The following is a 25,539-nucleotide window of genomic DNA, read 5'->3' on the forward strand; positions in this document are numbered from 1 at the left end:
GGATCCAATAAGTGTCCAGTCGCTCTTGAATTGGCTACTTCATAACGGGTGACAAGATGATCGTACGAACTATGGCGGCTTCCCTTGCTATCGCGTTTTCCTTTTCGCCTTCGCATGCGCAACCACAGCATAGTTTGCCTAGCGGTTACAAATGGGGCCGTTGCCTGCTTGTTGTTAACGGTCAGACCCGCATATCCGGAAAATGCTCCTATCAAATCGAGAAGGGTGGCGATTTTAATATCCAGGGGTCTCGGCAAGTTTTTGCAGGTATCGACTACCCTGATACGCATAGTGGGGCTGGTGAAATATCCAAAGATTACTGGGCTGTTGTCTACAAGGACGGTGATGTTTGGGACGGCTATGGGAACTCGGACATTCGCGCGACTCACGGTGAACCGGGAGATTGGGGAGAACTTCGCCGCGTAGGCGCATGCTATATTGGGAAGGACGTCCGGGTGTGCCTTTGGCGTTAAGCCAGCTCCGGCTTCATGCCCATGGCCGTCCGATCAACGATCTCGCGCAAGGCGAATGACGAGTTGATCTTCGTCACATGCGGCATGGCCGACAGCCACTCCTTGTGGATGCGCTCATAGTCGACGAGATCCTTCGCCGCTATGCGCAGGATATAGTCGTATTCACCCGACATCAGATGGCAGGACAGGACATTCGGGCAGCGCTTTATCGCCGCCTCGAAATCCGATAGCGTTTTCTCGAACTGACCTGACAGCGATATGTGCACGATCGCCGTCATCTGGTGACCAAGGGCTGCATTGGAAAGCCGGGCGTGATAGCCTCGAATGGTTCCGGATTTCTCCAGATTGTCCAGCCGCCGCGAACAGGCCGATTGCGACAGGCCGACCTTCTCGGCAAGTGCCGCGTTCGGTATCCGCCCATCCTTCTGCAATGCCTCAAGAATAGCGATATCGATCCTGTCGAGCGGCATTATTCGCAATTCCTTCGATTATCTGGCATTTCCGCGCAAGAAATATCGAATCAGCCCTTCGGGAGCAAGCGCATTCGCAAACACTTGCACCGCGATTCGTGGTCCACTCGACCAATTCAGGGAGCGAGCCCCAAAGGGGTCTGATCAGGAGAAGAAGATGCGCGTCGGTTGTCCTCGGGAAATCAAGAATCACGAATATCGCGTCGGCCTGACGCCGGGCTCGGTTCGCGAATATGTCGCCCACGGCCATGAAGTTCTGGTCGAGACAGGCGCCGGCGCCGGTATCGGCGCCGACGACAATGCCTATCGCGCCGCCGGCGCGACAATCGCCAAGACCGCCGCCGATGTGTTTGCCAAGTCGGACATGATCGTCAAGGTCAAGGAGCCGCAGCCCAACGAATGGGTTCAGCTCCGCGACGGCCAGATCCTCTATACCTATCTTCACCTGGCGCCGGATCCGGAACAGACCAAGGGCCTGCTGGCTTCCGGCGTGACGGCTATCGCCTATGAGACGGTGACCGACGATCGCGGCGGCCTGCCGCTGCTGGCGCCGATGTCGGAAGTTGCCGGCCGCCTGTCGATCCAGGCTGGTGCGACGGCGCTGCAGAAGGCCAATGGCGGCCGCGGCGTGCTGCTCGGCGGCGTGCCCGGCGTGCTGCCCGGCAAGGTCACGGTGCTCGGCGGCGGTGTCGTCGGCCTGCATGCCGCAAGGATGGCGGCCGGCCTTGGGGCCGACGTCACCATCATAGACCGCTCGATCCCGCGCCTGCGCCAGCTCGACGATATTTTTGGCGGCCGCGTCCACACCCGCTACTCGACCGTCGAAGCCTTGGAAGAAGAGTGCTTCTCGGCCGATATCGTGGTCGGCGCCGTGCTGATCCCAGGTGCCGCCGCGCCGAAACTGGTTTCTCGCGAAATGCTGTCGGGCATGAAGAAAGGCTCGGTTCTGGTTGACGTCGCCATCGACCAGGGCGGCTGCTTCGAGACCTCGCACGCCACCACCCACGCCGACCCGACCTATGAGGTCGACGGCGTCATCCATTACTGCGTCGCCAACATGCCTGGCGCCGTGCCCGTCACTTCGGCGCATGCGCTCAACAACGCGACGCTGCACTATGGTTTGCAGCTGGCCGACAAGGGTCTGAAGGCACTGGTCGACGACCATCACTTGCGCAATGGCCTCAATGTCCACAAGGGCAAGATCACGAATCGCGCCGTGGCAGAAGCGCTTGGCTATGAACTGGTCGAGCCGAAGGCCGTTCTCGCTGCCTGATTCCGTATAAAACGAGTTTCCTCTTGTCTCGCCCGCCGGTTCATTCCGGCGGGTTTTTTCTTAGCCGGCGAATGCGAATCTGTTTTTCCGTGCACAAATCTGATCGATTGGCACTTTGCCTATCATTGTTGCATTTTTATCATAGCTAAATAATACATGCCCCGCTAGGACACGCCTGGGTTGTTAATTGGGGGTTTGACTATGCTAATTCGCACTTCTGCGAAATCTATCCTGCTTGGCGCTGTCTCGGTCATGGCACTTATGTCGGTCGCTCATGCTGCTGATATTGTACAGCCTGTAGAGTCAGCTGGTTTTAATTGGAACGGTGCCTATGTCGGCATTGGTGCTGGTTTTGGCTCAACCGTACACAAGTTGAGCGTTCCCGGTGTCGAATTCAACGGCATCGGCGGCAATGGTGTGTTTGGTGAACTCACTGCCGGCTACGACTACATGGCATCAGAGCGTTTCCTGATCGGCGCCTTCGTGGATGCCAACTATGGCAACATCGGCCCGTCACTTAGCGGTCCCGGCTTTAATGCAGATCTTCAAAACGTTTACGGCTTCGACGCGGGATTGCGCGCAGGCTATCTGCTGAACCCGACCACACTTGGATATGTGCTCGGCGGCTATACTTGGCAGCATTTCAAGCTCGACGGGTCGTTTGGCTCTACCGGGTTTGATTTCACCGAGAATCGCGGCGGCTATATACTCGGCGTCGGCATGGAAACGGTGTTACAGGGCAACTGGACACTGAAGACGGAATATCGCTACGCAAACTACGGCGACAAATCCGTTCTTGATTTCGGCGGCGGCAATTCGTTGAACATAGAACCGTCCACGCACACGTTCCATATTGGTGCCAACTACCGATTCGGCGGCCAGAGTGGCGGCGGCGCTTCGTTCGCAGCCCCGACATACAACTGGACCGGCTTCTATGCCGGTGGTGCGCTCGGTGCCGGCACGGTGGTTCATGACCTGACACTCTTCAGCGCCGCTGAATTGAACGGCATTGGCGGCGAAGGGGTGTTTGGAGAGCTTAACGTTGGCTACGACCATGACTTCGGTAGTTGGGTTGCAGGTGTTCAGGTTGACGGCCGCTATTCCGGTATCAAGTCAAAGCTCGATCTCGGCGGCGGTTCAATTACTGGCAACCCGGATTATGGGTTCGACGTATTGGCTCGCGTCGGCGCGAAGGTCAACGAATCGACGCTCGCCTATGTGATCGGCGGCTATAGCTGGCAGCATTTCCAACTGTCGGCTTCGCCCGGCGGAGATATCTTCGATCGGGGCGCAAGCGGTTTCTCTGTGGGCGGCGGTTTGGAAACGGCAGTGTCCAGCAACGTCACTGTTGGTCTCGAATATCGCTATTCGCAGTACCAGAAGACAGACTTCGGATCTGGCGGCATCCTCGAGGATACTCCGTCTTTCCAGACCGTCCGGATCGGCGCGAAGTACAAGTTCAACTAAGCTTTTCCAGCAAACAGTCTCAGCCCGTCGGCCAAAAGCCGGCGGGCTTTTTCTTGTGTGAAACTTCGGCCAACAACAAAAAAGCGGAGCCAAAGCCCCGCTTCCTCGATTGTCGAGATTTCCCGCCGGTCCATCCGCGGTCGGCAAATCTATCAACAATCACTGTCTAACACTGCAGTGTTACGGCAGTGCGACAACACAGCTGGCGGGATGGCGCTTCGGTCAGGCGCGTTCAATCCTGCACTGATAGCAATTGTTGCGCGCCGAGCGGACATGGACGTAGGCGATGTCCGCGCGCTCGAACAGGGTCTCCGCCCTGGCCGCGATGGCATCAGTCGGAATGACACCGCCACTGCCATAGACGATGCGGTCATCACTGCCATAACCGCGCACGATATAGTCGCTGCTTTCGAGCATTTCAGGCAAGGCGTCGGTTTCGGCAGCGCGTTCGCACTCCCGCTCATGCAGGAAGATCGGGCCGGTTTCAGCATAGGGCTGAAGGTCCGGGAACGGCCTATAGGCCAGGACGAGATACGCCTCGCCCTCGCCTACATGCTTGAGGCAATGACGGCAGGGCACGCCGTCGCCGTCGGAAATCTTGCGTTCGGGGATCCGGCCATAGGCGTCGGGTGCGCCTTGTTGCAAGGCTCTGACATCTTCGGTCGGCAAGGCTTTGAACTGGATGGTCATGCTGAGCTCTCCGGTTTCGTTGGTCGGAAATTATGCTCCCTCGGCAGCGCCTCCCACCCGATTCCTGCCAATCGCCCCGGTGCGAAACGGCATCCGTCAGTCGGCTCAATCCAGCAGAGCATCAAGCCCACGCACAAGCCCGGTGATCTGCTGTACCCTGCGGATGGCGAGCAACGTGCCGGCCACATAGGGAGCAGCGGACGAACCGGCGTCGTGACGGATGGTCAGCCGCTCGTCGGGCAAGCCGAACAGCGCCTCGCAGGAGAGGATGTAGGAAGGCAGGCGCAGCGCGTGCACCTGCACCCCCTCGCCCGCACCCACAGCCGCGCCGCGTGTAGCCGGCACTCCAGAAACCTCGGAAGCCGGCCGCACCGTCGAGGCCTGGCGAACCTCCGCCAAGGCTTCAGCAAGTTCGCGTGCGGTACCTGAAGGCGCATCGGGCTTGCCGGCGCTGGCGTAATCGATGATTTCGACATCCGGCACATATTTCGCCGCCATCAGCGCGAAGCGTTTCATCAGCGTGGCGGTGATGGAAAAATTGCCGGCCGCAAGCACGCCGACACGATTGGCGCGGGCAGCGGCGTCGATTTCGGCATAGTCGGTCGCGCCCAGCCCCGACGTGCCGATCACCACATGCCTCCCCCTGGAGATCGCCAGCAGTGCGTGGTCCTTCACGACATCTGGCCTGGTGTAGTCAACCAGCACGTCGGACGCCGTTGCCAACGCCTCGACCAGTGAAGCAGAAACTGTCACGCCGTTATCGGGACCGCCAACGACCGCTCCGGCGTCCCGTCCTGCCGCACTGCGCGACACCGCGCCCACCAGTGTCATATCCGCTTGTGTAGCGATCGCCGGAATCAGCGCTTTGCCGACCCAGCCGGTCGCGCCAGCCATAACCACCCGTATCGTCATCGCCCGGTCCTTTACGCCATTACCTTGAGCGGCCAGCGATATGGAAAGAGCCCGGCTCATATACAAGCCAGGCTCCTCTAATCCGAAGTCCCGTCAGGAACCGTGAGCCCCTCAGTTCGGCCCCCGAACTATCGGATGAAATCGTCGAAGCGGCGCAACGTCACCCGGCGATTCTGCCAGTTCTCGTTCTGTGTCTGCACAAGCAGGAACTCTTCCCCATAGCCGACGGTTTCAAGTGCATAGGCGGGCACACCGAATTCTCTCACAAGAGTGCGCTTGAGCGAGGCGGCACGCTGCTCGGACAGGATCTGGTTCGACTGGAACGAACCGACAGCGTCGGTGTGGCCTTCTATCAGCACGCGGGCACGGGGGTCGCGGCGCAGGATGCGCTGGAGTGCGTCGGCGATGTTCTCGATCTTGCCGTATTGCGACGGCGAAATGGCCGCGGAACCGAAGGCGAAATTGATCGACTGAATGTCGATCGAACGGGCCATGCGCCGCAGATCCGGCCGCCGCTTGAATTCGCGGATGGTGACGCGCTCGTCGGGCCGCAGTTTGACGCGCGGGGCGGCCTCCAGCTTACGTTCGATCGTCGCGGCCGAAGGCGTGGTGGCCTGCGCGGCGGCAAGGCTCGGCATGGCAATCGCTGCGATCAGCGCGGCGGCAAGTGTACGGCGGGTCAGCATGTCTTTGTCTCCTTCGGCATCACCAATCGTTGATGCCGGCTACATGCCAAAAACAGTCTGAAGCGGGGATGAACAGGTGGTTCAGCTTCGCGCGATAATCACGGTCGCATGACGCTCGCCGAGCGCTCGAGGAAAGGCAGTGGATGCACCACCTCCTTCTTTTGCGCTACCGGCGTAAAGCCGAGCTTCTGGTAGAGCGGCAATGCCGCGGGATGATCGAGCGTGCAGGTCTGGACCGTCACCCGCTTCGGCCCATAAGACCAGGCGGCGGCGATAGCCGATCCAAGGAACCAACGGCCGATCCCCTGTCCGGTCGCATGCTCCATCATGCCGAAATATGCGAGTTCCACCTCCTGCGGCAGGTGTGGCTTGAGATCGAAGAAGCCGGCCGGCGCGCCATCGAGATAGAGCACCCTGATGTCGCGGTCCTCGCGATGGATACCGGCTGAAAGCTCATCGTCGCTCAGCCTCAGCACATTGACCCAGTGCCATTTGCGTCCCACTCGATCCATCAGATATCGATAGAAATGCAGCGGAATGTCCTTGGTCTTCAGCAGGGCAATCTGCCGATTGTAGGGTACGGTTGGAGAATAGGCCGGGGGCACGTGCATCTCGAGAAACGTCACCGTGACGTCGATGTCATCAGGCGTTCCGTTTTCCATGACCGTCATTCCTTGCCCGTGACCACGGGTGTGTCGGAGAGCCCGCCCCATTCGGTCCAGGAGCCGTCATAGAGCCTGTTCTGCGTATGGCCAAGCGTCTCCAGGGCCAGCGTGATCGCCGCGGCTGTAATGCCCGAACCACACGATGTGATGACGGGTTTGGACAGATCGATGCCGGCTCCTTCGATCACTTCGCGCAAACGGTCCCTCGGCAACAACTTGCCGTTTTCCGAAAGCGCCGAATAGGGCAAATTGCGCGCGCCCGGCATATGACCGGACCGGACACCCGCACGCGGTTCAGGCTCAGTGCCGGTAAAGCGGCCCGGTCCCCTCGCATCGGCGATCTGGCTCTCTTTTGTCTCGACGATGCGGCGCATCTCGGCGAGGCTGGCGACGCGACCAGCGTCGAAATCGGCATGGAACACGCTCGGCGCGATCTTCGTCAGTTCGGCCGTTACTGGCCGGCCGGCCGCTTTCCAGCCGTCAAAGCCACCGTCCAGAATATATGTCTGGAAAACGCCCATCACCCTAAACATCCACCACGCCCGTGGGGCCGAGAAGAAGCCAGGACCGTCATAGATGATGATGGTGTCGTCCGCCGAAACCCCCATGGAGCCGACATATTGTGAAAAATGCCGCGGCGACGGCAGCGTGTGCGGCAAAGCGGAATCCGGGTCCGACACCGCATCCTGATCGAGGAAACGGGCCCCGGGGATATGCGCTACGTCATATTCGGCGCGTGCGTCGCGCTTTTGCGCCGGCAAGTACCAGGACGCATCGATGATCACCAGGCCGGGTTGGCCCAGACGCTCCTGCAACCAGTCCGCGTCGACGGTGAAAGGACTGTCTTCGGCCATTCTATGTCTCCTGACTGGCTGGGCGATGCTTGCCTATCTTACCATTTGACCATGATCTTTTCCGAAACCGATTTCGATGCTTCGGGATCATGGTCTAGGCAGCGGGCATCGGACCAAAGCGGATGCGGAAGCGTCGATTTTCGCGGCCCTTCTTCTCGATCTTGCCGATATGAATCTCGCCGACCTCGCCGGTACTCTTCACATGGGTACCGCCACAAGGCTGGCTGTCGACCGAGGCGTTGTCGCCGATGCAGACGAGGCGGATCTTGCCTGTACCGACCGGCGGCCGGACATTCTTGGACTTGACCAGGCCCGGATTGGCAGCCAGTTCCTCGTCGCTGATCAGCCGGGTAAAGATCGGATGGTCGGCCCGCACCAGTTCCATCAACCTGGCCGTTACGTCTTCCTTGGTGAAGCCCACATCCGGAATGTCGAAATCGACCCGGCTGTCGTCCTCGGCGACGGAGGCACCGGTGATCGGAAACGGACAAACGACGGTGAGCAAATGGCAGGCCGCGTGCATGCGCATCAGAAGATGCCGACGCTCCCAGTCGATGGCGAGTTTCACATGCTCGCCAATGGTTGGCACGGCCTGATCCGGCGCCGGAACATGGATGATCTCTTCCTTGGTCTCTCCGGTGATGGTCGCGGCAATGGCGATACGGCTGCCATCGGCGCGCTCGATGTGGCCCGTGTCGCCCGGTTGGCCACCTGACGTCGCGTAGAAGATTGTCCGATCGAGGATGATGCCGCCGCGTTCATTGACAGCGACCACCTTAGCTTCCGCCGTCCGCAGATAGGCATCGTCGCGAAACAGCGCTTCCGTCCTGTACGCCATCACGCGACCTTCTCGAACGGCACCGATATGGTGCTCCGCTGTTCCATCCAGCCTGGCACCGGCAGGTGCTTTTCACGCAGGAATTCCGGGTTGAACAGCTTCGACTGGTAGCGCGTGCCGTAGTCGCACAGGATGGTCACGATGGTATGCCCGGGGCCTAATTCCCTGGCCAACCGGATCGCGCCGGCGATGTTGATGCCGGTGGAGCCGCCGACACACAGGCCTTCCTCCTGGATCAGGTCGAAGACGATCGGCAGCGCGTCCTCGTCCGGGATCTGGAAGGAGAAGTCCGGCGTGAACCCTTCAAGGTTCGCGGTGATGCGCCCCTGCCCGATGCCCTCGGTGATCGAACTGCCCTCGGATTTCAGTTCGCCGCTGGTGTAGAAGCTGTAGAGCGCGGCTCCCAGCGGATCGGCAAGCGCGATCTTCACATTCTTGCTCTTGGCCTTCAGCCCGAAGGCCACTCCGGCCAGCGTGCCGCCGGAGCCGACCGCCGACACGAAGCCGTCGACCTTGCCGCCGGTCTGATTCCAGATCTCCTCCGCCGTTGTGCGGATATGGCCATCGCGATTGGCGACATTGTCGAACTGGTTGGCCCAGATGGCGCCGTTCGGTTCCGACTTCGCCAGTTGCTCGGCCAGCCGGCCCGACAGTTTCACGTAGTTGTTGGGGTTCTTGTAGGCCACGGCGGGCACCTCGATCAGTTCGGCGCCGAGCAGCTTGATCGTGTCCTTCTTCTCCTGGCTCTGCGTGTCGGGGATGACGATCACCGTGCGATAGCCGAGCGCCTTGGCGACGAGCGTGAGCCCGATGCCAGTGTTGCCCGCTGTTCCCTCGACAATAACGCCGCCGGGCTTGAGCAAACCGCGCTGTTCGGCGTCACGGATGATGAATAGGCCAGCACGGTCCTTGACGGACTGTCCGGGGTTCATGAATTCGGCCTTGCCGAGGATCTCGCAGCCGGTTTCTTCCGAGGCTTTGTTGAGGCGGATCAGGGGCGTATTGCCGATCGCGTCGATCACAGAACGAGGCATGAGGATTCCTTTATGCGTGCGGCGAAACCCTAGAAACCCGAAGCTTCGGTTTCAAGGCAAGATTTTGTCTGGCCCAGTCGCATTTCGAAGGCCTCTTTGCCGCTGGACCGACATCCGTCCATTTGAATACACACAAAGTACGCCCCGACAGCTTCCATACATTGAGCACTGGAAAATCGATTCCGATTCCCGGGACGATGCGCTAGAGCACTACGAACCAGTTTTGCAGGGCGTAGCATGACACTCTATCGGGCCAATCCCAAGGACGGCATTGCCTGGATTACCGGCGGCAGTAGCGGGATCGGCCGTTCGCTGGCCAAGGATCTTGCGGCCCAAGGTTATACAGTCGCGGTGAGCGCGCTCGACGACGATCCGATCGACACGCTCATTGTCGAGACGGCGCAGATGCCTGGCCGTGTCGTGGCCTATCCCTGCGACGTGACCGACGAACCGCGCATGGCAAGGACGGTCGCCGCGATCGAGAAGGAACTCGGCCCCATCGTTCTGGCCGTCTTCAATGCCGGAAACTACCTGGCGACGCCAGGTGAGGCCCTGACCGTGCCCAATTTTCGAAAATCCTTCGAGGTCAACTATTTCGGCATCATCAATGGTCTTGTACCGCTTGTTGAATACATGCGCATCCGGGCACGCGGCCACGTCGTCTTCGTTGGTTCGGTGACTGCCTATTTCGGCTGGCCGACCACGGCCGCCTATGGCGGCACCAAGGCCGCGATCAACATACTGGCCGAGTCGCTGAAATACGATTTCGACAAGATGAACATCCGCGTCCAGGTGATGAACCCCGGCTTTGTCGACACGCCCCTGACCGAAAAGAACTTGCTGCCGATGCCCGGCCTGATGCCGGTCAACCGCGCCTCGCGCCGCATGGCGCGCGGCATCAAGTCCGGCGGCTTCGAGGTCACCTTCCCACGCAGATTGAGCTGGGGGCTCAAATTCCTCAGCCTGCTGCCAAGGCCGTTTTGTCGATGGTTCATCAACACGACGACGCATTGGCAAGCGCGGCCGTTGAATTTCGATCGCAAGCCGCCGAGCAAATAAGCCTTCTCACAAAGGAACTGGCGGTCGTTTTGCCGACAAGCTGCCCGTTGCCTGTTTGCAAAGCCGGCCATAGGTTTGGAATTGTTGCGTGGAGTCACTGATGGGGCGACGGATCGTGCTAGCTGTGCTGGGCCTTGTCGCCGTCCTTGCGCTGGCCCTCGTGCTTGGCCCGCGCGTTGCGGTCGATACCACGATCCGTTTCGATCCCTCGACGATCGGTGACGATCCTCAGGGCTATGTGGCGAAGAAAGAGGCCACGGTGCCCGGCATACGCGACGGGCTGGAAAAGGAGATCGTCTGGGCGGATCCGATGGTCCATGCCAAGACGCCGCTGTCGCTCGTCTATATCCACGGCTTTTCGGCATCGAAAGGCGAAATCCGCCCGCTACCGGATGAAGTGGCAGAACAACTCGACGCCAATCTTTTCTATACCCGCCTCACCGGTCATGGCGAGGACGGCGCGGCGATGGCTGATGGCAGCGTCAATGCCTGGATCAATGACTACGAGGAAGCGCTCGCCATCGGCCGGGCGATCGGCGACAAGGTGATTGTCATCAGCACTTCGACCGGCGGCTCGCTGGCGGCGTGGGCAGCAACCCAGCCCGGCGCTTCGGCCGGGGTGGCGGCGATCGCATTCATTTCGCCGAACTTTGGCGTCCAGGCTTCCGGCGCGGAGATCCTGACCATGCCTTGGGGCAAGCAGATCGCCGAACTTGTCGCCGGCAAGGAACGCAGCTTCGTGCCGCGCAATGCGCTGCACGAGAAATTCTGGACCACCAAATATCCGATCACTGCCACGCTGCCGATGGCCGCACTGACCGAACTTGCCTATGCCGCTCCGGTGGAGAAGGCGACCATCCCGGCTTTGTTCATTTTCTCTGATCTGGACAAGGTGGTGCGGCACGACCGCACGCGCGAGATTGCCGGGCGCTGGGGCGGTCCACATGAGCTGGTTCCCATCGAGAGCAGCGGCGATCCCGACAACCACGTCCTTGCCGGCGACGCGCTGTCGCCATCGACCACGGCTTTCCTTGCGCAACGAATCGCCGTGTGGATCGAGGCTGTCGCCAAATAGTCAGCGCCAACGGGCGCGCGCTCTGGACATAAAAAGGGCGGTTGAAGCACTGCTTCAGCCGCCCTTGCTTTAAGTCACCGCCAGCCGGGTCAGGCCAATGGGCCTGTTCCGACTGGGATGATTGTTAGGCAGCCCGTGCCGCGGGCCGCTTGCCGCCGAAGCGGCGCTTGTTGTTGCCTTTGAAAGGCGGCTTGGCGCCTTCCGGCTTGCGCTCGCCTGCGAAGGCCGGCTTGTCGCCAAAGCGCTTCTTGCCGAAGCCGTTGCCCTTGTTCTCGCCGCCCGGCCGCCTACCATCGCGGCGACCATTGCCGTTGCGATCATTGGCGGGCTCGAAGCGCTCGTTCTTCTCAGCCGGATTGCGCTGCGGATCGGGGCTGCCGAGATGGTCGGCAACGATCGGCAGCTTGGTGCGGATGATGCGCTCGACCTGGCGCAGCTTGCTGTTTTCCGAGGGATCGCAAAGCGTGATGGCAATGCCGTCCATGCCGTTACGGCCGGTACGGCCGATGCGGTGGACATAGCTTTCCGCTTCGTCGGGCAGGTCGAAATTCACGACATGGCTGATGCCGGGCACGTCGATGCCGCGCGCCGCGATGTCGGTTGCGACCAGAATTCGCACCGAGCCCTCGCGGAAATCGTTGAGCGCCTTCTGACGGGCATTCTGCGACTTGTTGCCATGGATGACGGCAGCCTTGAAGCCGTCGCGCTCGAGGTCCTTGGTCACCCTGTCGGCGCCGTGCTTGGTGCGCGAGAAGATGATGACGGACTTCATTGCTTCGTCGGCGAGCATCGTCGACAGCACCTGGCGCTTCTGCTTGGTGCGGGCGAAGACAACGCCCTGCACGATCTCGACGGCGGCGGTGCTTTGCGGCGAAACTTCGATACGAACCGGGTTCTTCAGCAGGCCCTTGGCCAGCTCAGCGATCTCGTCCGGCATGGTGGCAGAGAACAGCGCCGTCTGGCGGTCAGGCGCGGTCGCCTTCGCGATGCGCTTGACGTCGTTGATGAAGCCCATGTCGAGCATACGGTCGCCTTCGTCCAGCACCAGCCATTTGGTGTCGGCGAGCACGAGGTCGCCCTCGCGCACCAGGTCGGTCAACCGACCAGGCGTGGCAATCAGGATGTCGACGCCGGGTGCAACCTTCTTGACCTGGCTGAAGCGCGAGACACCGCCCAGCACAAGCGCGGTCGAGACGTGCTGGCCCTTGGCGAGGATCTTGATGGTGTCCTCGATCTGCACGGCGAGTTCGCGGGTGGGAGCCAGGATCAGCGCACGGGCCGTCTTCGGCCGGCGCTTGGTGCCGAGAGCAATGATCTTCGACAGTATCGGCAGCGCGAAGGCCGCCGTCTTGCCGGAGCCAGTCTGGGCGATACCGAAAATGTCACGGCCTTCCAGCTGCGGCGGGATAGCCTGCGTCTGAATCGGTTTCGGCTCGCTGAAGCCGGCGGCATGGGTGGCCTTGAGCAGCGCGCCCGTAATTCCAAGTGCGGCGAAACCGTTCAGTTCCGCTGTGTTTTCGTTGGTCAAAATTCTTCTTCTTTCACGCGGCTCATGGCCGCAAACATCAATGGCGGCAGGGCGCAACCTGCCGTCGAATACATTGTCATGGAACGACAAGGCGGCGGACGATATCGTCCGCGCGGCTGCGCTGTCGTGCCCGCAGGCATCATGCCACGGGGCTTTTTCGCCACTTTGTGATGTACCGGAAAGAGGGGCCGATATACCGGAAAGAGGGAAAACAGACGCAACCAGTCTCATTCGTCGAGAAGGCCGGATAGTCCCGGCCCAAGCGCCTATAACGCCGCATATGGCCCAGTTCGCCGCGAAATGCAAGTGGCGCCATGCTGCAGCGCAACAAAAGCGGATCAAAAGCGACGCTTGCGCTCCCCTGCAGGCATCATTACCACGAAATGCAGCTTTTCCATCCTGGGGACCGATCGATGAAGGACGTGCTGAAGGAACTTGAGCGCCGCCGCGATATGGCACGCGCCGGCGGCGGCCAGCCCCGCATCGACGCCCAGCACAAGAAAGGCAAGCTGACAGCCCGCGAACGCATCGACGTCTTTCTCGACGAGGGATCGTTCGAGGAGTTCGACATGTATGTCGAGCACCGGTCGACGGATTTCGGCATGGAGAAAACGAAGATCGCCGGCGACGGCGTCGTCACCGGCTGGGGCACGATCAACGGCCGCCCGGTCTACCTGTTCGCCAAGGATTTCACCGTTTTCGGCGGTTCGTTGTCCGAGGCCCATGCAGAAAAAGTGATCAAGGTGCAGGAGATGGCGCTGCGCAACCGCGCGCCGATCATCGGCCTTTACGATGCCGGCGGCGCGCGCATCCAGGAAGGCGTGGCGGCGCTCGGCGGCTATGCCGAGATCTTTCAGCGGAATGTTCTCGCCTCCGGCGTCATTCCGCAGATTTCGGTCATCATGGGCCCATGCGCCGGCGGCGACGTCTATTCGCCGGCGATGACCGACTTCATCTTCATGGTGCGCGACACCTCCTACATGTTCGTCACCGGACCGGACGTGGTGAAGACCGTCACCAACGAAACGGTGACAGCGGAAAGCCTTGGCGGCGCCTCGGTCCACACGACGAAATCCTCGATCGCTGACGGTGCTTATGACAATGACGTCGAGGCGCTGCTGCAGATGCGCCGGCTGATCGACCTGCTTCCGGCTTCCAACACATCAGAAATTCCCGAGATCGAATGCTACCAGTCGGCCACCGATCACGACCTGTCGCTCGACCGGCTGATCCCCGACAACGCCAACAAGCCCTACGACATCAAGGAGCTGATCCTCAAAACCGCCGATGAGGGCGATTTCTTCGAGATCCAGCAGAACTTCGCCAAGAACATCGTCACCGGATTCGGCCGCGTCGAAGGCCGCACCGTCGGCTTCGTCGCCAACCAGCCGATGGTGCTGGCCGGCGTTCTCGATTCGGATGCCAGCCGTAAGGCGGCGCGCTTCGTGCGCTTCTGCGACTGTTTTTCAATTCCGATCGTCACCTTCGTCGATGTCCCCGGCTTCCTGCCCGGCACCGCGCAGGAATATGGCGGGCTGATCAAGCATGGCGCTAAGCTCCTGTTCGCCTATGCCGAAGCAACGGTGCCGAAGATCACGGTCATCACCCGCAAGGCCTATGGCGGTGCTTACGACGTGATGGCGTCAAAGCATCTGCGCGGCGACATGAACTACGCCTGGCCGACGGCGCAGATCGCGGTCATGGGCGCCAGGGGCGCCGTCGAAATCATCTACCGCAAGGATATCGGCGACGCGGAGAAAATCGCGGCGCATACAAAGACTTACGAGGATAGGTTCCTGTCGCCCTTCGTCGCCGCCGAGCGCGGCTACATCGACGAGGTGATCATGCCGCACTCGACCCGCCGCCGCGTCGCCCGTGCGCTGAGAATGCTGCGCAACAAGGACATGCAGAATCCCTGGAAGAAGCACGACAACATCCCGCTTTAGAACCGTTGGAGGGATATGCGGCTCATTCGCCGCCAAAGCATTTCGATTTAGAGGTATCGCGTATTGGACCCTATCCTTGTAGTCAGCTTTCCGGCGATCGGCGATTTCATCCGCAGTCACTCAGCCGTCCGAATTATCGCACGGCAGTTTCCCGATCGCCCGATCGATGTCGTCACATCATCCATCGCGGCTCCGTTGGCGGAAATGATGCCAAATGTGCGTAAGGCTTGGGTGCTGGACAAGAAACCGATATTGAAGTCCCTTGCCGACCGCTATCGGCTGGCGCGCCAACTTCGAGAGCAGAAGTATGGGACCGCTTATCTCCTGACCAGCGCGACAAAGGCAAGCCTGGCGCCATGGATGGCGGGAATACCCGAACGCGTCGGTTATCCAAGAGAGTTTCAGTTCGGCCTAGTCAACCGCTTCCCGGCCGACTGGTGGCAACAGCTTCTGAGCCTCGGGAAAGAGCGTCTGCGCCTTTACGACCAGGTCTGCGACATCGCCACGCTGGCCAAGGAAACACCTCCTGTCGAGGGCTGGCCGGCCCCGAAGCTTGTGATTCTACCGGAACAAATGGAAGATTGGCGCGGTCGATGCGGCCTGGACCTGACAAGGCCGTCACTTGCACTTTATCCATCCGCCCCCGATGACCGCCGCGCCTGGCCAATCGATCGCTTCATATCCGTCGCCAAGGACTATTCTCGACGTGGCTGGTCGATCTGGATCATTGGCGCTAAGCGTGAGCGCGAGGCCACCGATCAAATTAGGGCCGCTGTCCCGGAGGCAATTAACTACCACTCTACCCTGACCGACGCCATGTGTCAGATCGCTGCTTCGACCATGTTCGTAGGCGTAGACGGTGGACCTGCTCATGCGGCAGGCGCCCTCGGCGTTCCCTGCGTACTTATCTTCCGGTCCAATTGCTCCTATGAGGGTGGACCAGTAAATCACGATGTCCGGTTGGTTGAGCCGCCTATTTCAACACCCGGTCGGATAGGAGGCGCGCTCGGGGTCAGTGTGGACCAAGTGCTCGATACTATGATGCGCCTTTACGTAGACCGCTACCGCTCGCAAAGCGGCTGATCGCAGTGTGCATGCATGTCCGACCCGCGCGAGCAATAGCCAGTAGATCTGGGGCGGCTCAGTTGCCGACCTTTTGCGCTTCCAAAAGCGAGCGAAGCACTGGTAGTAGCGCCAGCGGCAGGTCTTCAGCGATCAAACCCGGCCCGAACCGGCTGCCGGCCTCCGCGTGCAGCCACACTCCCGCACAGGCGACTAGGAAGGGGGGCATCCCTTGTGCCAGCAGTCCTGCAATTATGCCGGACAACACATCCCCGGAACCGGCTGTAGCAAGCCAAGGCGCGCCATTGGAATTGATCGCCGCCAGACCATCCGGCGCCGCGATTACCGTATCAGCGCCCTTGTAGACGACCACGGCGTTGGCGCGGTGGGCAGCGGCGCGTGCCTTGGCCAGTTTGGACAGGCTTCTATCCCCGGCGATATCGGGAAACAGCCGGCCGAACTCGCCCTCATGTGGTGTCATTACCAAGGCCGGCGCATTCGGTTGATGAGCGGCGTTGAACAATACGTCCGGTGATTCACGGAAGGAAGTGATGCCATCAGCGTCGAGCACCAGCCCGTCGATTCGAGCGCCTTGCGGCTGGCTGCTGTCCAATATGGCGAGGACAAGGTCGCGCGCCTTTTCACCGACGCCGAAACCTGGGCCGAGAACGAAGGCCGATGGCCGGCGTTCGCTGATGAATTCGCTGACATCCGCGACATTGTCGGCCTTGCGCAGCATGACCGAGGTCAGGTGTGCGGCGTTCACTTGCATGGCGTTTGCTGGCGACAATACGGTTACAGCCCCTGCCCCGCTTCTTACAGCGGCAAGCGCCGACAGCCGCGCCGCACCTGTCGCCGACGGCCCGCCGGAAAAGACGCCGGCATGGCCGCGTTTGTATTTATGCGCATCGACCGCCGGAACCGGAAAATCACGCCGCCACAAGGCCGGCCTGTTCTCGAAGGTCCGCACGTCCAAGCTCGCAATGACGTCATTGGTTATGCCGATATCAGCGAGCACGACCTCGCCACAGAGTTCACGTCCCGGCAACAGCAGATGACCGGGTTTCTTGCGCACGAAGGTCACGGTGACCTCGGCGCGAAATGCCGTGCCGAGACTGTCACCGTTTTCGCCTGAGAGGCCCGAGGGTAGATCGACGGCGACGACGGGCAGATTAAGAGCGGCAGCCACACCGACAGCCCTGGCGGCATCGCCCGACAATGGCTTGGACAGCCCTGCTCCATAAAGCGCGTCGACCACGATCGAGCCGGCCTCTGCGTGGAATTGCGCCAATGGAAGCGCTTCGATCAAACATTCGGCTGCAGCGACCGCCGCGTCGCTTCCCGGCTTCGGCGCGCCGGTTGCCCATATCCTCGTATCGACGCCGCTCTTCGCAAGAATACGGGCCACGACATAGCCATCGCCGCCATTGTTGCCTGGGCCGCAGAGCACGTGGACGCGAGTCGCCGCCGGATAGCGTTCCAGCACGACACCGGCGACCGCGGCGCCAGCGTTGCGCATCAGGCTGATGCCGTCATATGGGCCGGCAGCGATCGCCAACCGGTCAGCCTCGGTCATCTCTGCCGGAGATAGAAGTTCGTTGCTCATGGATTGCCGTCCGCACTCCAATCGAGCATTGTCCAGTTTTCAATCCGACGCAAACGATGAAGAGATGGCACAGCGTGCAAACGCATCGTTCGTAACGACAAGACGGCGGCACAACTGCCCATCCGGCGCGCAGTTTGCCTAATAATTGTGCGAATGAGCGCGCGGGCAATGTATAGGTTTCGAGTGCGCATGCTGCATCCCATGCAATGAATGACGCGAATGTGCAGCCCGGTATGGTATGGCCGTGAAATCATGTGATACCGGTCGGAATAGGTTGAATTTGGCACAGTTCGTGCTTGAAGCAGGCGCAAGCGGGGTATTCACAACCCGTTTTTGGCAGTGGAGGCCACTTTTTACATGAAAAAGATCGAAGCGATCATCAAGCCATTCAAGCTGGACGAAGTGAAGGAAGCGCTTCAGGAGGCCGGACTGCAAGGCATCACGGTTACCGAGGCCAAGGGCTTTGGCCGCCAGAAGGGTCATACCGAACTTTACCGCGGCGCCGAATATGTCGTCGATTTCCTGCCCAAGGTGAAAATCGAGGTTGTGCTCGGCGATGACGCGGTCGAGGGCGCGATCGAAGCCATCCGCAAGGCGGCACAAACCGGCCGCATCGGCGACGGCAAGATCTTCGTCTCCAACATCGAGGAAGTCGTGCGCATCCGCACCGGCGAAACGGGGATGGACGCCGTCTGACGTTTCTGATTTCAGATCAACTCTACAAGCGTCATCACACAGGGAAAAATGACATGACGACAGCCAAAGACATCATGAAGCAGATCAAGGACAACGACGTTAAGTTCGTTGACCTGCGCTTCACCGACCCGAAGGGCAAACTGCAGCACGTGACGATGGATGTCATCGAGGTCGAGGAAGACATGTTCGCCGATGGCGTCATGTTCGACGGCTCGTCGATCGCCGGCTGGAAGGCCATCAACGAGTCCGACATGGTGCTGATGCCCGACACCGACACCGTTCATATGGACCCGTTCTTCGCCCAGTCGACCATGGTCATCCTGTGCGACATCCTCGATCCGGTCTCGGGCGAATCCTACAACCGCGATCCGCGCGGCACCGCCAAGAAGGCCGAAGCCTACATGAAGGCCGAAGGCATCGGCGACACCATCTATGTCGGTCCGGAAGCCGAGTTCTTCGTGTTCGACGACGTCAAGTACAAGGCCGATCCCTACAACACCGGCTTCAGGCTCGACTCCACCGAGCTGCCGTCCAACGACGACACCGACTACGAGACCGGCAACCTCGGTCACCGTCCGCGCATCAAGGGCGGTTATTTCCCGGTGCCGCCGATCGACAGCGCCCAGGACATGCGCTCGGAGATGCTGACCGTGCTTGCCGAAATGGGCGTGCGTGTCGAAAAGCACCACCACGAAGTGGCTGCCGCCCAGCACGAACTTGGCATCAAGTTCGACGCGCTGGTGCGCAACGCCGACAAGATGCTGATCTACAAATACGTCGTGCACCAGGTCGCCAATGCCTATGGCAAGACGGCTACTTTCATGCCGAAGCCGATCTTCGGCGACAATGGCTCGGGCATGCACGTCCACATGTCGATCTGGAAGAACGGCAAGCCGACCTTCGCGGGCAATGAATATGCCGGCCTGTCGGAAAGCTGCTTGTTCTATATCGGCGGTATCATCAAGCACGCCAAGGCGATCAACGCCTTCACCAACCCGTTGACCAACTCCTACAAGCGCCTGGTGCCGGGATATGAAGCGCCGGTGCTGCTGGCTTATTCGGCGCGCAACCGCTCGGCCTCCTGCCGTATTCCGTTCGGGTCGTCGCCGAAGGCCAAGCGCGTCGAGGTCCGCTTCCCCGATCCGGGCGCTAACCCGTATCTGGGCTTCGCAGCGCTTCTGATGGCCGGTCTCGACGGTATCAAGAACAAGATCCATCCGGGACAGCCGATGGACAAGGATCTCTATGACCTGCCGCCGAAGGAGCTCAAGAAGATCCCGACCGTCTGCGGTTCGCTGCGCGAAGCGCTGCAGAGCCTCGACAAGGATCGCGGCTTCCTGAAGGCCGGCGGCGTGTTCGACGACGACCAGATCGACAGCTATATCGAGCTCAAGATGGCCGAAGTGATGCGCTTCGAAATGACCCCGCATCCGGTCGAATACGACATGTACTACTCGGTCTGAGCGTCAGGCTGATATCAGAGCCCTTGAGAGGTTTTTCTTTGAGCCTTTCAAGGGCTTTTTGTTGCCATCCGGCATCCGGCGCTTTTGTTGCCATTCGGCATCCAGCGCATCGTCTCTGTCTGTCTGTTTTTTGAGCTTTCGCAGAGGTTCGAACTGGGCACTGGCGACGGCCAGGCGGGAAGCGTTCGACCATGAAAAACAAGCCAAGAGCGAGCGGCGCACTGCCTCAGGCTGCAGTGTCCGCTCGTCCGGCGCCCGCGCCATGCGATCGTCAACGAAGCCCCCGCCCCGTTTCGACAACATCGCAATGGCATAACCCCAAGCCCTGCGAATACGCACGCCGCACTGAGATCTGTCAACGCGGCCGGCTGTGACGTTCGGACGTCGATTTCGGCGCGAAAACAGGCTGTTGCGCGGGCCACACCGTCACAAGAGGCCGCAAACAGGCGGATTTGCGGGCTTTTCATGCAACGTGCCATCGATAGTGGCGACGAGGCGAGCCGCGTATCGACCGAGTATGCACCCGCTCGATCAACCTGACTTTTTCTGGGTATGTTTTCCGGATGGCTGTTTGGCCAGCCACAGCCCAAAAAGAAACCCCGGCGCTAGCCGGGGTTCCTGCTCGGACAGACCCAAGGAGGGACTGAGTCCTATCCGGCAAGTTCGTCGGGGCCGTGCAGGTTCCAGTCCTTTCGCCTGGCCAGCACCAGCAGATAGTAGACGGCAGCCACGACCATGATCAGGCCTGTTGCAATCAGGCTCGGACGGCCGAAGGCAACGTCGAGATAGTTCTGGTAGGCGACGTAGATCAGCGCCAGGAAGGCGAGGACGGCCGGAATCGGGAACAGCGGCATGCGATAGTGCCCGCCATCGGTGGTGCCACTGCGGCGGCCAACGAAGACCGCCACGCACAGCAAGGCATAGATCACCACCAGCGACGTGCCGCTGACGACCAGCAGCAGGTTGATGTCGATGAAGCAGGCGACGGCAGCCAGTATCGATACGACGATGGTCGCGATCCATGGCGAGGCGTAGCTGCCGTGAACCGAGGCAACCGCGGCGTTGATGGGACCGAACCAGGTCTTGTCGCGGCCGGAGCTGAACAGCAGCCGGGCCGCCTGCAGGATGATGGCGATCACCGCATTGAAGATGGCAACCGCGATGGCGAGGCTGATCAGCACCGTCAGCGCGTGACCGCCACGCGCCTCGAGGAAGTACTCGATCTTTTGCGGCGCGGCGAGCAAGGCAACGAGATCCGGCGATCCCAGCAGCACCGCCGTCAGCGGGATGAGTTCGGCGGCAACGGTGATGACCAGCGCCCACAGCACGACCTTGCCGATATTGTGTTTGGCGTCCTGCGTCTCTTCGCCGAAATAGGCGGCGGCGCCATAACCATTGTAAGCGAACAGCGCGACGGCGGTCGCGGCCATCACAATACCTGCCGATGCCGGAACCAGGGCATTGGTGGTGGGATCGAGCAGTTGCGGCGCCGTGAACAGGCTGGAGAGCGGCCGTTCGATATGGGTGAAGCCCAGCCACATCAGGATCAGCAGCGCCAGCATTTCGATGCCGAGGAAGATGCCGGTGACGAAGGCGTTGAGCTTGATGCGCATTGCCGCGACCGTGCCGGCGAGCGCGATCGTCACGACACCGACCAGTTGCGGGCTGAGATTGGGAATGAGGACGCCGAGATAGGTGCCGACGCCAAGCGCGATGACCGCAACGATCAGCACGATCGAAACGAACACCAGGACCAGCGTGACAAATCCCCAGAAGCGGCCAAGCGTGCGGCCGATCATGGTGTATTCGCCGCCGGCCATGGGATAGGCCGACGACAGTTCAGCATAGACGAAGGCCATGAACAGCCCGATGACGGCGGCAATGACGAAACTGAGGAATGATCCCGTGCCGGCCAGCGCGATGACCCCGGGAACGATGATGAACACCGAGGATGCCGGCGTCACCGCCGACAGCACGATCATGAGCGTGCCAAGCGCATTGAGGGCTCGGTCGAGCCCCTTGGCGCTGGTTGCGGCCTTGTCCGCGGACGCGGTTGTGGCTTCATTTGTAGACATAGTCCTCCCCTTTTTTAACATGATGAAAATTATCCTCCACAGTGGAACCTATCGGCATGATCTGAAATCGTCAACGAATATGGTTTATACGTGCTTGCAAATTTTCGTGTGTCAGTTTTAAACTGAATTGAATTCAGGAAACCGAAATGGGCAGACCCAAAACACAAACCGACCGCCGCCTGACCTTGGTCGCGGCCGCCGAATCGATAATCGCAAAGCGTGGGCTCGCCGACGTCACGCTGCGCGACGTCGCCAACGAGGCAGGGATGAGCTCGAGCGCCCTGCTCTATTATTATCCCGGCTTGAAGGACCTGCTGGACGATGTGCAGAGGAAGGCTGTCGAGCGGTTCTGCACGATACGCGCGGCCTCAGTCGCCGCGATCGCCGATCCACGGTCACGATTGAAGACGATGATCGAGAACGGGCTGCCGACCGACGCGGACGACCAGCTCTGCCGCCTCCTGCTCGAACTCGGCGCCTATTCACGGTCGGACGCAAGCTACGCGGCCCGCCACATCACGCTGTTCGAGCGGCAGGTGTCGATCTATGTCGGGATCCTCGAAGCGGGCGCGGCCACCGGTATCTTCAAACTGCACGCAAGCAGCGAGACGATCGCGCGCAGCCTGGTTGTGCTCGAGGACGGGCTGGGACTGCATCTCGTCAACGTGGTGCCGGCGGTCGATCAACCCTCGGCACTGGCGATCCTGACCAGCTACGCCGAACTGGCGACAGGCTGCAGCCTGCGCTGAAGCCATCACATCAATGGAGTGAACTGAATATGAATCTGCGGGCGACCGTCAACACGACACCCACCGGCAAACCACGGGCCCGGGCGCTCGGCATCGCCCTGCAGGGCACGCCAGGACCAGCCAATGCCATCACCGACGTCGAAGGCGTACTGGTCGGCTATTCGACGATCATCGAAGGCGACGGCAAGCTCAACCTCGGTGACGGACCGGTACGCACTGGCGTAACCGCAATCCTGCCGCTCGGCCACGACGGCGTCGGTGTCGCCTGCGCCACCGGCTATCATTCCTTCAACGGCAATGGCGAGATGACCGGCGCATCGTGGATCGAGGAGGCCGGAAGTCTCAGCCTGCCCATCCTGATCACCAACACCCATGCCGTAGGCCCCTGCCACCGTGGCGTCATCGACTGGGTGGCGCGCCACAAGCCCGATATCGCAAACCAGTGGCTGCTGCCGGTGGTGGCCGAGACCTGGGACGGCTATCTCAACGACATCAACGGCTCGCATGTCACGGTCGATCATGCCATGGCCGCGATCGATGCGGCGGCGAGCGGCGCCATCGACGAAGGTTCGGTCGGCGGCGGTACCGGAATGAACTGCTATGCCTTCAAGGGCGGCTCAGGTACGGCTTCACGGATCGTCGACTACGGCCACCGCAGCTACACGGTTGGCGTATTCCTGCAGGCCAATTTCGGCTCGCGCCATGAACTCAGCATCGCCGGCGTACCGCTTGGAGACGAATTGGCCGGCGACAATCCGATGGAGGCCTATTTCAGGGGCGGGCCGACGGGCGTCGGTTCCTGCATCGGCGTCATCGCCACCGATGCACCGCTACTGCCGGGCCAATGCAAGGCCCTGGCCCGACGCGTACCACTCGGCCTGGCGCGAACCGGCACCAGTGGCTCGCATTTTTCCGGCGATATCTTTCTCGCCTTCTCGACCGCCAACCCCGATGCACTCAACGGCCGCTTTCCCCAAGGGCCGGCCACCGAGGAAAGCTACGGCCACATGGATTTCATCCCGTGGGGGCGGATGGACGATTTCTACGCCGCCGTCGTGCAAGCGACCGAGGAGGCCGTCCTCAACGCACTCATTGCCAACAGCGACATGGTCGGCCGTGACGGCAACCGGAGTCCCGCCCTGCCCCATGCAAAGGTCGTGTCGGCACTGAAGGCCCGTGGCGCCATCACCGGCTGAATGCGGCAGGCATAACCACATTTCATTGGCATTACGAAAAAAGCCCTGGCGTTGCGACGCCAGGGCTTTTTTCGTTACTGGGTTCTCTGGCCACGGCGAAGACCTTGCGGTCTTCGCCGGCAAAAGGATCAGGCGGCGACCGAAACCGACGCGTCGGTCGAAACCTCCGAAATCGTCTTCAGGACCTGAGAGGCGATCTGGTAGGGGTCGCCCTGCGAATTCGGACGGCGGTCTTCCAGATAGCCCTTGTAATCGTTCTTGACGAAGGAGTGGGGCACGCGGATCGACGCGCCACGGTCGGCGACGCCGTAGCTGAACTTGTTCCACGGTGCGGTTTCGTGCTTGCCGGTGAGGCGCTTGTCATTGTCCGGACCGTAGACCGCGATGTGGTCCATCAGGTTCTTGTCGAACTGCGCCATCAACGCCTCGAAATAGGCCTTGCCGCCGACTTCGCGCATGAACTTGGTCGAGAAGTTGCAGTGCATGCCCGAACCGTTCCAATCGGTATCGCCGAGCGGCTTGCAATGGAATTCGATGTCGATGCCATGTTTCTCGGTCAGACGCAGAAGCAGGTAGCGCGCCATCCAGATCTGGTCGGCGGCTTTCTTGGAGCCCTTGCCGAAAATCTGGAATTCCCACTGACCCTTGGCCACCTCGGCGTTGATGCCTTCATGGTTGATGCCAGCGGCGAGGCAGAGGTCGAGATGCTCTTCGACGATCTGGCGCGCGACATCACCAACGTTCTTGTAGCCGACGCCGGTGTAGTACGGGCCCTGCGGCGCGGGATAGCCGCTCTCCGGGAAGCCGAGCGGACGGCCGTCCTTGTAGAAGAAATACTCCTGCTCGAAGCCGAACCAGGCGCCCTCGTCGTCGAGAATTGTCGCGCGGCTGTTGGATTCATGAGGCGTGACGCCGTCAGGCATCATGACCTCGCACATGACGAGAATGCCGTTGGTGCGGGCCGGATCGGGATAAAGCGCAACCGGCTTCAGCACGCAATCGGAACTGCGGCCCTCTGCCTGCATGGTGGAGGAGCCATCGAAGCCCCACAGCGGCAGCTGTTCGAGCGTCGGGAACTCGGCGAATTCCTTGACCTGCGTCTTGCCGCGAAGGTTGGGGACCGGGGTGTAACCATCGAGCCAAATGTACTCGAGCTTGTATTTCGTCATTCTAGCCTCTCGTTGCTTGGACACCGCAAGTGGGCGGCATCAACGCATGGTCGGGCCGAGCCGACCTGCCGATCTTAAAAAAAGCAAATCGTGTGCCACTCTTCCGCTGGCGGGTGCGGCAAAATGGTCGCGGAAAAGCCCTGAATTTGCCGACCCGCCCCATCGATGCGCCTGGATCAATCAGAGGTAGATTTCTGCACAAACAGTAGGCAAATGCTGATCTTTTCATAGGCATATTGCCTAAAGGAATCGCAGAACCTATCTTGATGGAGAGATGAATCGACAGGCTCTTGAAAAGGAGGGATATTGATCATGGAAGTCATCGCACCCCGGCCAACAGCCAAAATCCTGCCGTTCCCCCTGGCAGCACGGAAGCCTGCCTCAAATTTAGGCGCAAAGGCCAAATTCGCGGCAGAGCTTGCTTCGTTGCGCAATACACACGCCGATTTTGACGGCTGGTACCACGAGGCTGCAGTCGAGGAAGAAAACCCGCGCAAGAGCTGAACTCGTCAGGAGACTTCCGGCATCGAAAAGCCCGGCGCGATCGCTCGCG

24 protein-coding genes are annotated in these 25,539 nt (G+C 60.7%); 11 read left to right on the forward strand and 13 right to left on the reverse strand.

Features of this window, described 5'->3' with window-relative positions:
- Window positions 1–469 precede the first annotated feature (469 nt).
- A complete protein-coding gene (locus ABVQ20_RS07745) occupies window positions 470–943 on the reverse strand; it encodes an Lrp/AsnC family transcriptional regulator (RefSeq protein ID WP_354458953.1) in 474 nt (157 codons plus the stop codon).
- Window positions 944–1,100: 157 nt separating this feature from the next.
- Between ABVQ20_RS07745 and ald the strand changes: the two genes are divergently transcribed.
- Window positions 1,101–2,216, forward strand: a complete 1,116-nt coding sequence (gene ald / locus ABVQ20_RS07750; protein ID WP_354458954.1) for an alanine dehydrogenase — start codon at window positions 1,101–1,103, stop codon at window positions 2,214–2,216.
- Window positions 2,217–2,417: 201 nt separating this feature from the next.
- Window positions 2,418–3,683 carry an outer membrane protein gene (locus tag ABVQ20_RS07755; RefSeq protein WP_354458955.1) on the forward strand — a complete coding sequence of 422 codons (1,266 nt, stop codon included), beginning with the start codon at window positions 2,418–2,420 and terminating at the stop codon, window positions 3,681–3,683.
- A gap of 222 nt (window positions 3,684–3,905) precedes the next feature.
- Here the strand turns inward: ABVQ20_RS07755 and ABVQ20_RS07760 are convergent, their stop codons facing one another.
- The 7 genes from ABVQ20_RS07760 to ABVQ20_RS07790 all read right to left on the reverse strand — a co-directional run bounded on the left by ABVQ20_RS07760 (window position 3,906) and on the right by ABVQ20_RS07790 (window position 9,362).
- Complete coding sequence (locus ABVQ20_RS07760) at window positions 3,906–4,373, reverse strand: DUF1203 domain-containing protein (RefSeq protein WP_354458956.1); 468 nt, start codon at window positions 4,371–4,373, stop codon at window positions 3,906–3,908.
- Between the two features lie 105 nt (window positions 4,374–4,478).
- The gene (dapB, locus tag ABVQ20_RS07765) at window positions 4,479–5,285 is read right to left on the reverse strand and encodes a 4-hydroxy-tetrahydrodipicolinate reductase (protein ID WP_354458957.1); all 807 of its coding nucleotides are present in this window, start codon (window positions 5,283–5,285) and stop codon (window positions 4,479–4,481) included.
- A 128-nt stretch (window positions 5,286–5,413) separates the two neighbouring features.
- The gene (locus ABVQ20_RS07770; RefSeq protein WP_354458958.1) at window positions 5,414–5,971 is read right to left on the reverse strand and encodes an OmpA family protein; all 558 of its coding nucleotides are present in this window, start codon (window positions 5,969–5,971) and stop codon (window positions 5,414–5,416) included.
- 98 nt (window positions 5,972–6,069) lie between these two features.
- The gene (locus ABVQ20_RS07775; RefSeq protein WP_354458959.1) at window positions 6,070–6,633 is read right to left on the reverse strand and encodes a GNAT family N-acetyltransferase; all 564 of its coding nucleotides are present in this window, start codon (window positions 6,631–6,633) and stop codon (window positions 6,070–6,072) included.
- 5 nt (window positions 6,634–6,638) lie between these two features.
- Window positions 6,639–7,490 (reverse strand): 3-mercaptopyruvate sulfurtransferase, encoded by an 852-nt coding sequence (sseA, locus tag ABVQ20_RS07780; protein WP_354458960.1) that lies wholly within the window; start codon window positions 7,488–7,490, stop codon window positions 6,639–6,641.
- Window positions 7,491–7,584: 94 nt separating this feature from the next.
- Complete coding sequence (locus tag ABVQ20_RS07785) at window positions 7,585–8,328, reverse strand: alanyl-tRNA editing protein (protein ID WP_354458961.1); 744 nt, start codon at window positions 8,326–8,328, stop codon at window positions 7,585–7,587.
- Entirely contained in the window at window positions 8,328–9,362 is a 1,035-nt protein-coding gene (locus ABVQ20_RS07790; protein ID WP_354458962.1) for a cysteine synthase A, read from the reverse strand. Before ABVQ20_RS07790 ends, ABVQ20_RS07785 begins: the two co-directional genes overlap by 1 nt.
- Before the next feature lie 237 nt (window positions 9,363–9,599).
- Between ABVQ20_RS07790 and ABVQ20_RS07795 the strand changes: the two genes are divergently transcribed.
- Window positions 9,600–10,421 carry an SDR family oxidoreductase gene (locus ABVQ20_RS07795; protein WP_354458963.1) on the forward strand — a complete coding sequence of 274 codons (822 nt, stop codon included), beginning with the start codon at window positions 9,600–9,602 and terminating at the stop codon, window positions 10,419–10,421.
- Between the two features lie 100 nt (window positions 10,422–10,521).
- Complete coding sequence (locus tag ABVQ20_RS07800; protein WP_354458964.1) at window positions 10,522–11,496, forward strand: alpha/beta hydrolase; 975 nt, start codon at window positions 10,522–10,524, stop codon at window positions 11,494–11,496.
- Window positions 11,497–11,620: 124 nt separating this feature from the next.
- On the opposite strand, the gene ABVQ20_RS07805 is transcribed toward ABVQ20_RS07800, so the two are convergent.
- Complete coding sequence (locus tag ABVQ20_RS07805; RefSeq protein ID WP_354458965.1) at window positions 11,621–13,024, reverse strand: DEAD/DEAH box helicase; 1,404 nt, start codon at window positions 13,022–13,024, stop codon at window positions 11,621–11,623.
- 413 nt (window positions 13,025–13,437) lie between these two features.
- On the opposite strand from ABVQ20_RS07805, the gene ABVQ20_RS07810 reads away from it, so the two are divergent.
- Complete coding sequence (locus ABVQ20_RS07810; protein WP_354458966.1) at window positions 13,438–14,970, forward strand: acyl-CoA carboxylase subunit beta; 1,533 nt, start codon at window positions 13,438–13,440, stop codon at window positions 14,968–14,970.
- A gap of 63 nt (window positions 14,971–15,033) precedes the next feature.
- Window positions 15,034–16,053 (forward strand): lipopolysaccharide heptosyltransferase II, encoded by a 1,020-nt coding sequence (gene waaF, locus ABVQ20_RS07815; RefSeq protein ID WP_354458967.1) that lies wholly within the window; start codon window positions 15,034–15,036, stop codon window positions 16,051–16,053.
- 58 nt (window positions 16,054–16,111) lie between these two features.
- On the opposite strand, the gene ABVQ20_RS07820 is transcribed toward waaF, so the two are convergent.
- Window positions 16,112–17,638 carry an NAD(P)H-hydrate dehydratase gene (locus ABVQ20_RS07820; RefSeq protein WP_354458968.1) on the reverse strand — a complete coding sequence of 509 codons (1,527 nt, stop codon included), beginning with the start codon at window positions 17,636–17,638 and terminating at the stop codon, window positions 16,112–16,114.
- Window positions 17,639–17,995: 357 nt separating this feature from the next.
- Here ABVQ20_RS07820 and ABVQ20_RS07825 point away from each other — a divergent pair, with 357 nt between their 5' ends.
- On the forward strand, window positions 17,996–18,334 hold the full coding sequence (locus ABVQ20_RS07825; RefSeq protein WP_006205430.1) for a P-II family nitrogen regulator: 339 nt from the start codon (window positions 17,996–17,998) through the stop codon (window positions 18,332–18,334).
- Window positions 18,335–18,387: 53 nt separating this feature from the next.
- A complete protein-coding gene (gene glnA, locus ABVQ20_RS07830; RefSeq protein ID WP_354458969.1) occupies window positions 18,388–19,797 on the forward strand; it encodes a type I glutamate--ammonia ligase in 1,410 nt (469 codons plus the stop codon).
- Between the two features lie 3 nt (window positions 19,798–19,800).
- Here the strand turns inward: glnA and ABVQ20_RS07835 are convergent, their stop codons facing one another.
- Window positions 19,801–20,061, reverse strand: a complete 261-nt coding sequence (locus tag ABVQ20_RS07835; RefSeq protein WP_354458970.1) for a hypothetical protein — start codon at window positions 20,059–20,061, stop codon at window positions 19,801–19,803.
- 386 nt (window positions 20,062–20,447) lie between these two features.
- A complete protein-coding gene (locus tag ABVQ20_RS07840) occupies window positions 20,448–21,872 on the reverse strand; it encodes an APC family permease (protein WP_354458971.1) in 1,425 nt (474 codons plus the stop codon).
- 146 nt (window positions 21,873–22,018) lie between these two features.
- Between ABVQ20_RS07840 and ABVQ20_RS07845 the strand changes: the two genes are divergently transcribed.
- Together ABVQ20_RS07845 and ABVQ20_RS07850 are read left to right on the forward strand one after the other, a co-directional pair.
- Window positions 22,019–22,621 (forward strand): TetR/AcrR family transcriptional regulator, encoded by a 603-nt coding sequence (locus ABVQ20_RS07845; protein ID WP_354458972.1) that lies wholly within the window; start codon window positions 22,019–22,021, stop codon window positions 22,619–22,621.
- Window positions 22,622–22,650: 29 nt separating this feature from the next.
- Window positions 22,651–23,817 carry a DmpA family aminopeptidase gene (locus ABVQ20_RS07850; protein ID WP_354458973.1) on the forward strand — a complete coding sequence of 389 codons (1,167 nt, stop codon included), beginning with the start codon at window positions 22,651–22,653 and terminating at the stop codon, window positions 23,815–23,817.
- Window positions 23,818–23,945: 128 nt separating this feature from the next.
- On the opposite strand, the gene ABVQ20_RS07855 is transcribed toward ABVQ20_RS07850, so the two are convergent.
- A complete protein-coding gene (locus ABVQ20_RS07855) occupies window positions 23,946–24,986 on the reverse strand; it encodes a glutamine synthetase beta-grasp domain-containing protein (protein ID WP_354458974.1) in 1,041 nt (346 codons plus the stop codon).
- A gap of 312 nt (window positions 24,987–25,298) precedes the next feature.
- Between ABVQ20_RS07855 and ABVQ20_RS07860 the strand changes: the two genes are divergently transcribed.
- Complete coding sequence (locus ABVQ20_RS07860; protein WP_354458975.1) at window positions 25,299–25,490, forward strand: DUF2735 domain-containing protein; 192 nt, start codon at window positions 25,299–25,301, stop codon at window positions 25,488–25,490.
- Window positions 25,491–25,539: the final 49 nt, after the last annotated feature.

It is taken from the genome of Mesorhizobium shangrilense, from assembly GCF_040537815.1.
GTDB lineage: Bacteria > Pseudomonadota > Alphaproteobacteria > Rhizobiales > Rhizobiaceae > Mesorhizobium > Mesorhizobium shangrilense.

Coding starts and splice junctions, on each gene's coding strand:
- ABVQ20_RS07745 (WP_354458953.1), bottom strand. CDS start 943: ATGCCGCTCGACAGGATCGATATCGCTATTCTTGAGGCATTGCAGAAG.
- ald (WP_354458954.1), top strand. CDS start 1,101: ATGCGCGTCGGTTGTCCTCGGGAAATCAAGAATCACGAATATCGCGTC.
- ABVQ20_RS07755 (WP_354458955.1), top strand. CDS start 2,418: ATGCTAATTCGCACTTCTGCGAAATCTATCCTGCTTGGCGCTGTCTCG.
- ABVQ20_RS07760 (WP_354458956.1), bottom strand. CDS start 4,373: ATGACCATCCAGTTCAAAGCCTTGCCGACCGAAGATGTCAGAGCCTTG.
- dapB (WP_354458957.1), bottom strand. CDS start 5,285: ATGACGATACGGGTGGTTATGGCTGGCGCGACCGGCTGGGTCGGCAAA.
- ABVQ20_RS07770 (WP_354458958.1), bottom strand. CDS start 5,971: ATGCTGACCCGCCGTACACTTGCCGCCGCGCTGATCGCAGCGATTGCC.
- ABVQ20_RS07775 (WP_354458959.1), bottom strand. CDS start 6,633: ATGGAAAACGGAACGCCTGATGACATCGACGTCACGGTGACGTTTCTC.
- sseA (WP_354458960.1), bottom strand. CDS start 7,490: ATGGCCGAAGACAGTCCTTTCACCGTCGACGCGGACTGGTTGCAGGAG.
- ABVQ20_RS07785 (WP_354458961.1), bottom strand. CDS start 8,328: ATGGCGTACAGGACGGAAGCGCTGTTTCGCGACGATGCCTATCTGCGG.
- ABVQ20_RS07790 (WP_354458962.1), bottom strand. CDS start 9,362: ATGCCTCGTTCTGTGATCGACGCGATCGGCAATACGCCCCTGATCCGC.
- ABVQ20_RS07795 (WP_354458963.1), top strand. CDS start 9,600: ATGACACTCTATCGGGCCAATCCCAAGGACGGCATTGCCTGGATTACC.
- ABVQ20_RS07800 (WP_354458964.1), top strand. CDS start 10,522: ATGGGGCGACGGATCGTGCTAGCTGTGCTGGGCCTTGTCGCCGTCCTT.
- ABVQ20_RS07810 (WP_354458966.1), top strand. CDS start 13,438: ATGAAGGACGTGCTGAAGGAACTTGAGCGCCGCCGCGATATGGCACGC.
- ABVQ20_RS07820 (WP_354458968.1), bottom strand. CDS start 17,638: ATGAGCAACGAACTTCTATCTCCGGCAGAGATGACCGAGGCTGACCGG.
- ABVQ20_RS07825 (WP_006205430.1), top strand. CDS start 17,996: ATGAAAAAGATCGAAGCGATCATCAAGCCATTCAAGCTGGACGAAGTG.
- glnA (WP_354458969.1), top strand. CDS start 18,388: ATGACGACAGCCAAAGACATCATGAAGCAGATCAAGGACAACGACGTT.
- ABVQ20_RS07835 (WP_354458970.1), bottom strand. CDS start 20,061: ATGGCGCGGGCGCCGGACGAGCGGACACTGCAGCCTGAGGCAGTGCGC.
- ABVQ20_RS07840 (WP_354458971.1), bottom strand. CDS start 21,872: ATGTCTACAAATGAAGCCACAACCGCGTCCGCGGACAAGGCCGCAACC.
- ABVQ20_RS07845 (WP_354458972.1), top strand. CDS start 22,019: ATGGGCAGACCCAAAACACAAACCGACCGCCGCCTGACCTTGGTCGCG.
- ABVQ20_RS07850 (WP_354458973.1), top strand. CDS start 22,651: ATGAATCTGCGGGCGACCGTCAACACGACACCCACCGGCAAACCACGG.
- ABVQ20_RS07855 (WP_354458974.1), bottom strand. CDS start 24,986: ATGACGAAATACAAGCTCGAGTACATTTGGCTCGATGGTTACACCCCG.
- ABVQ20_RS07860 (WP_354458975.1), top strand. CDS start 25,299: ATGGAAGTCATCGCACCCCGGCCAACAGCCAAAATCCTGCCGTTCCCC.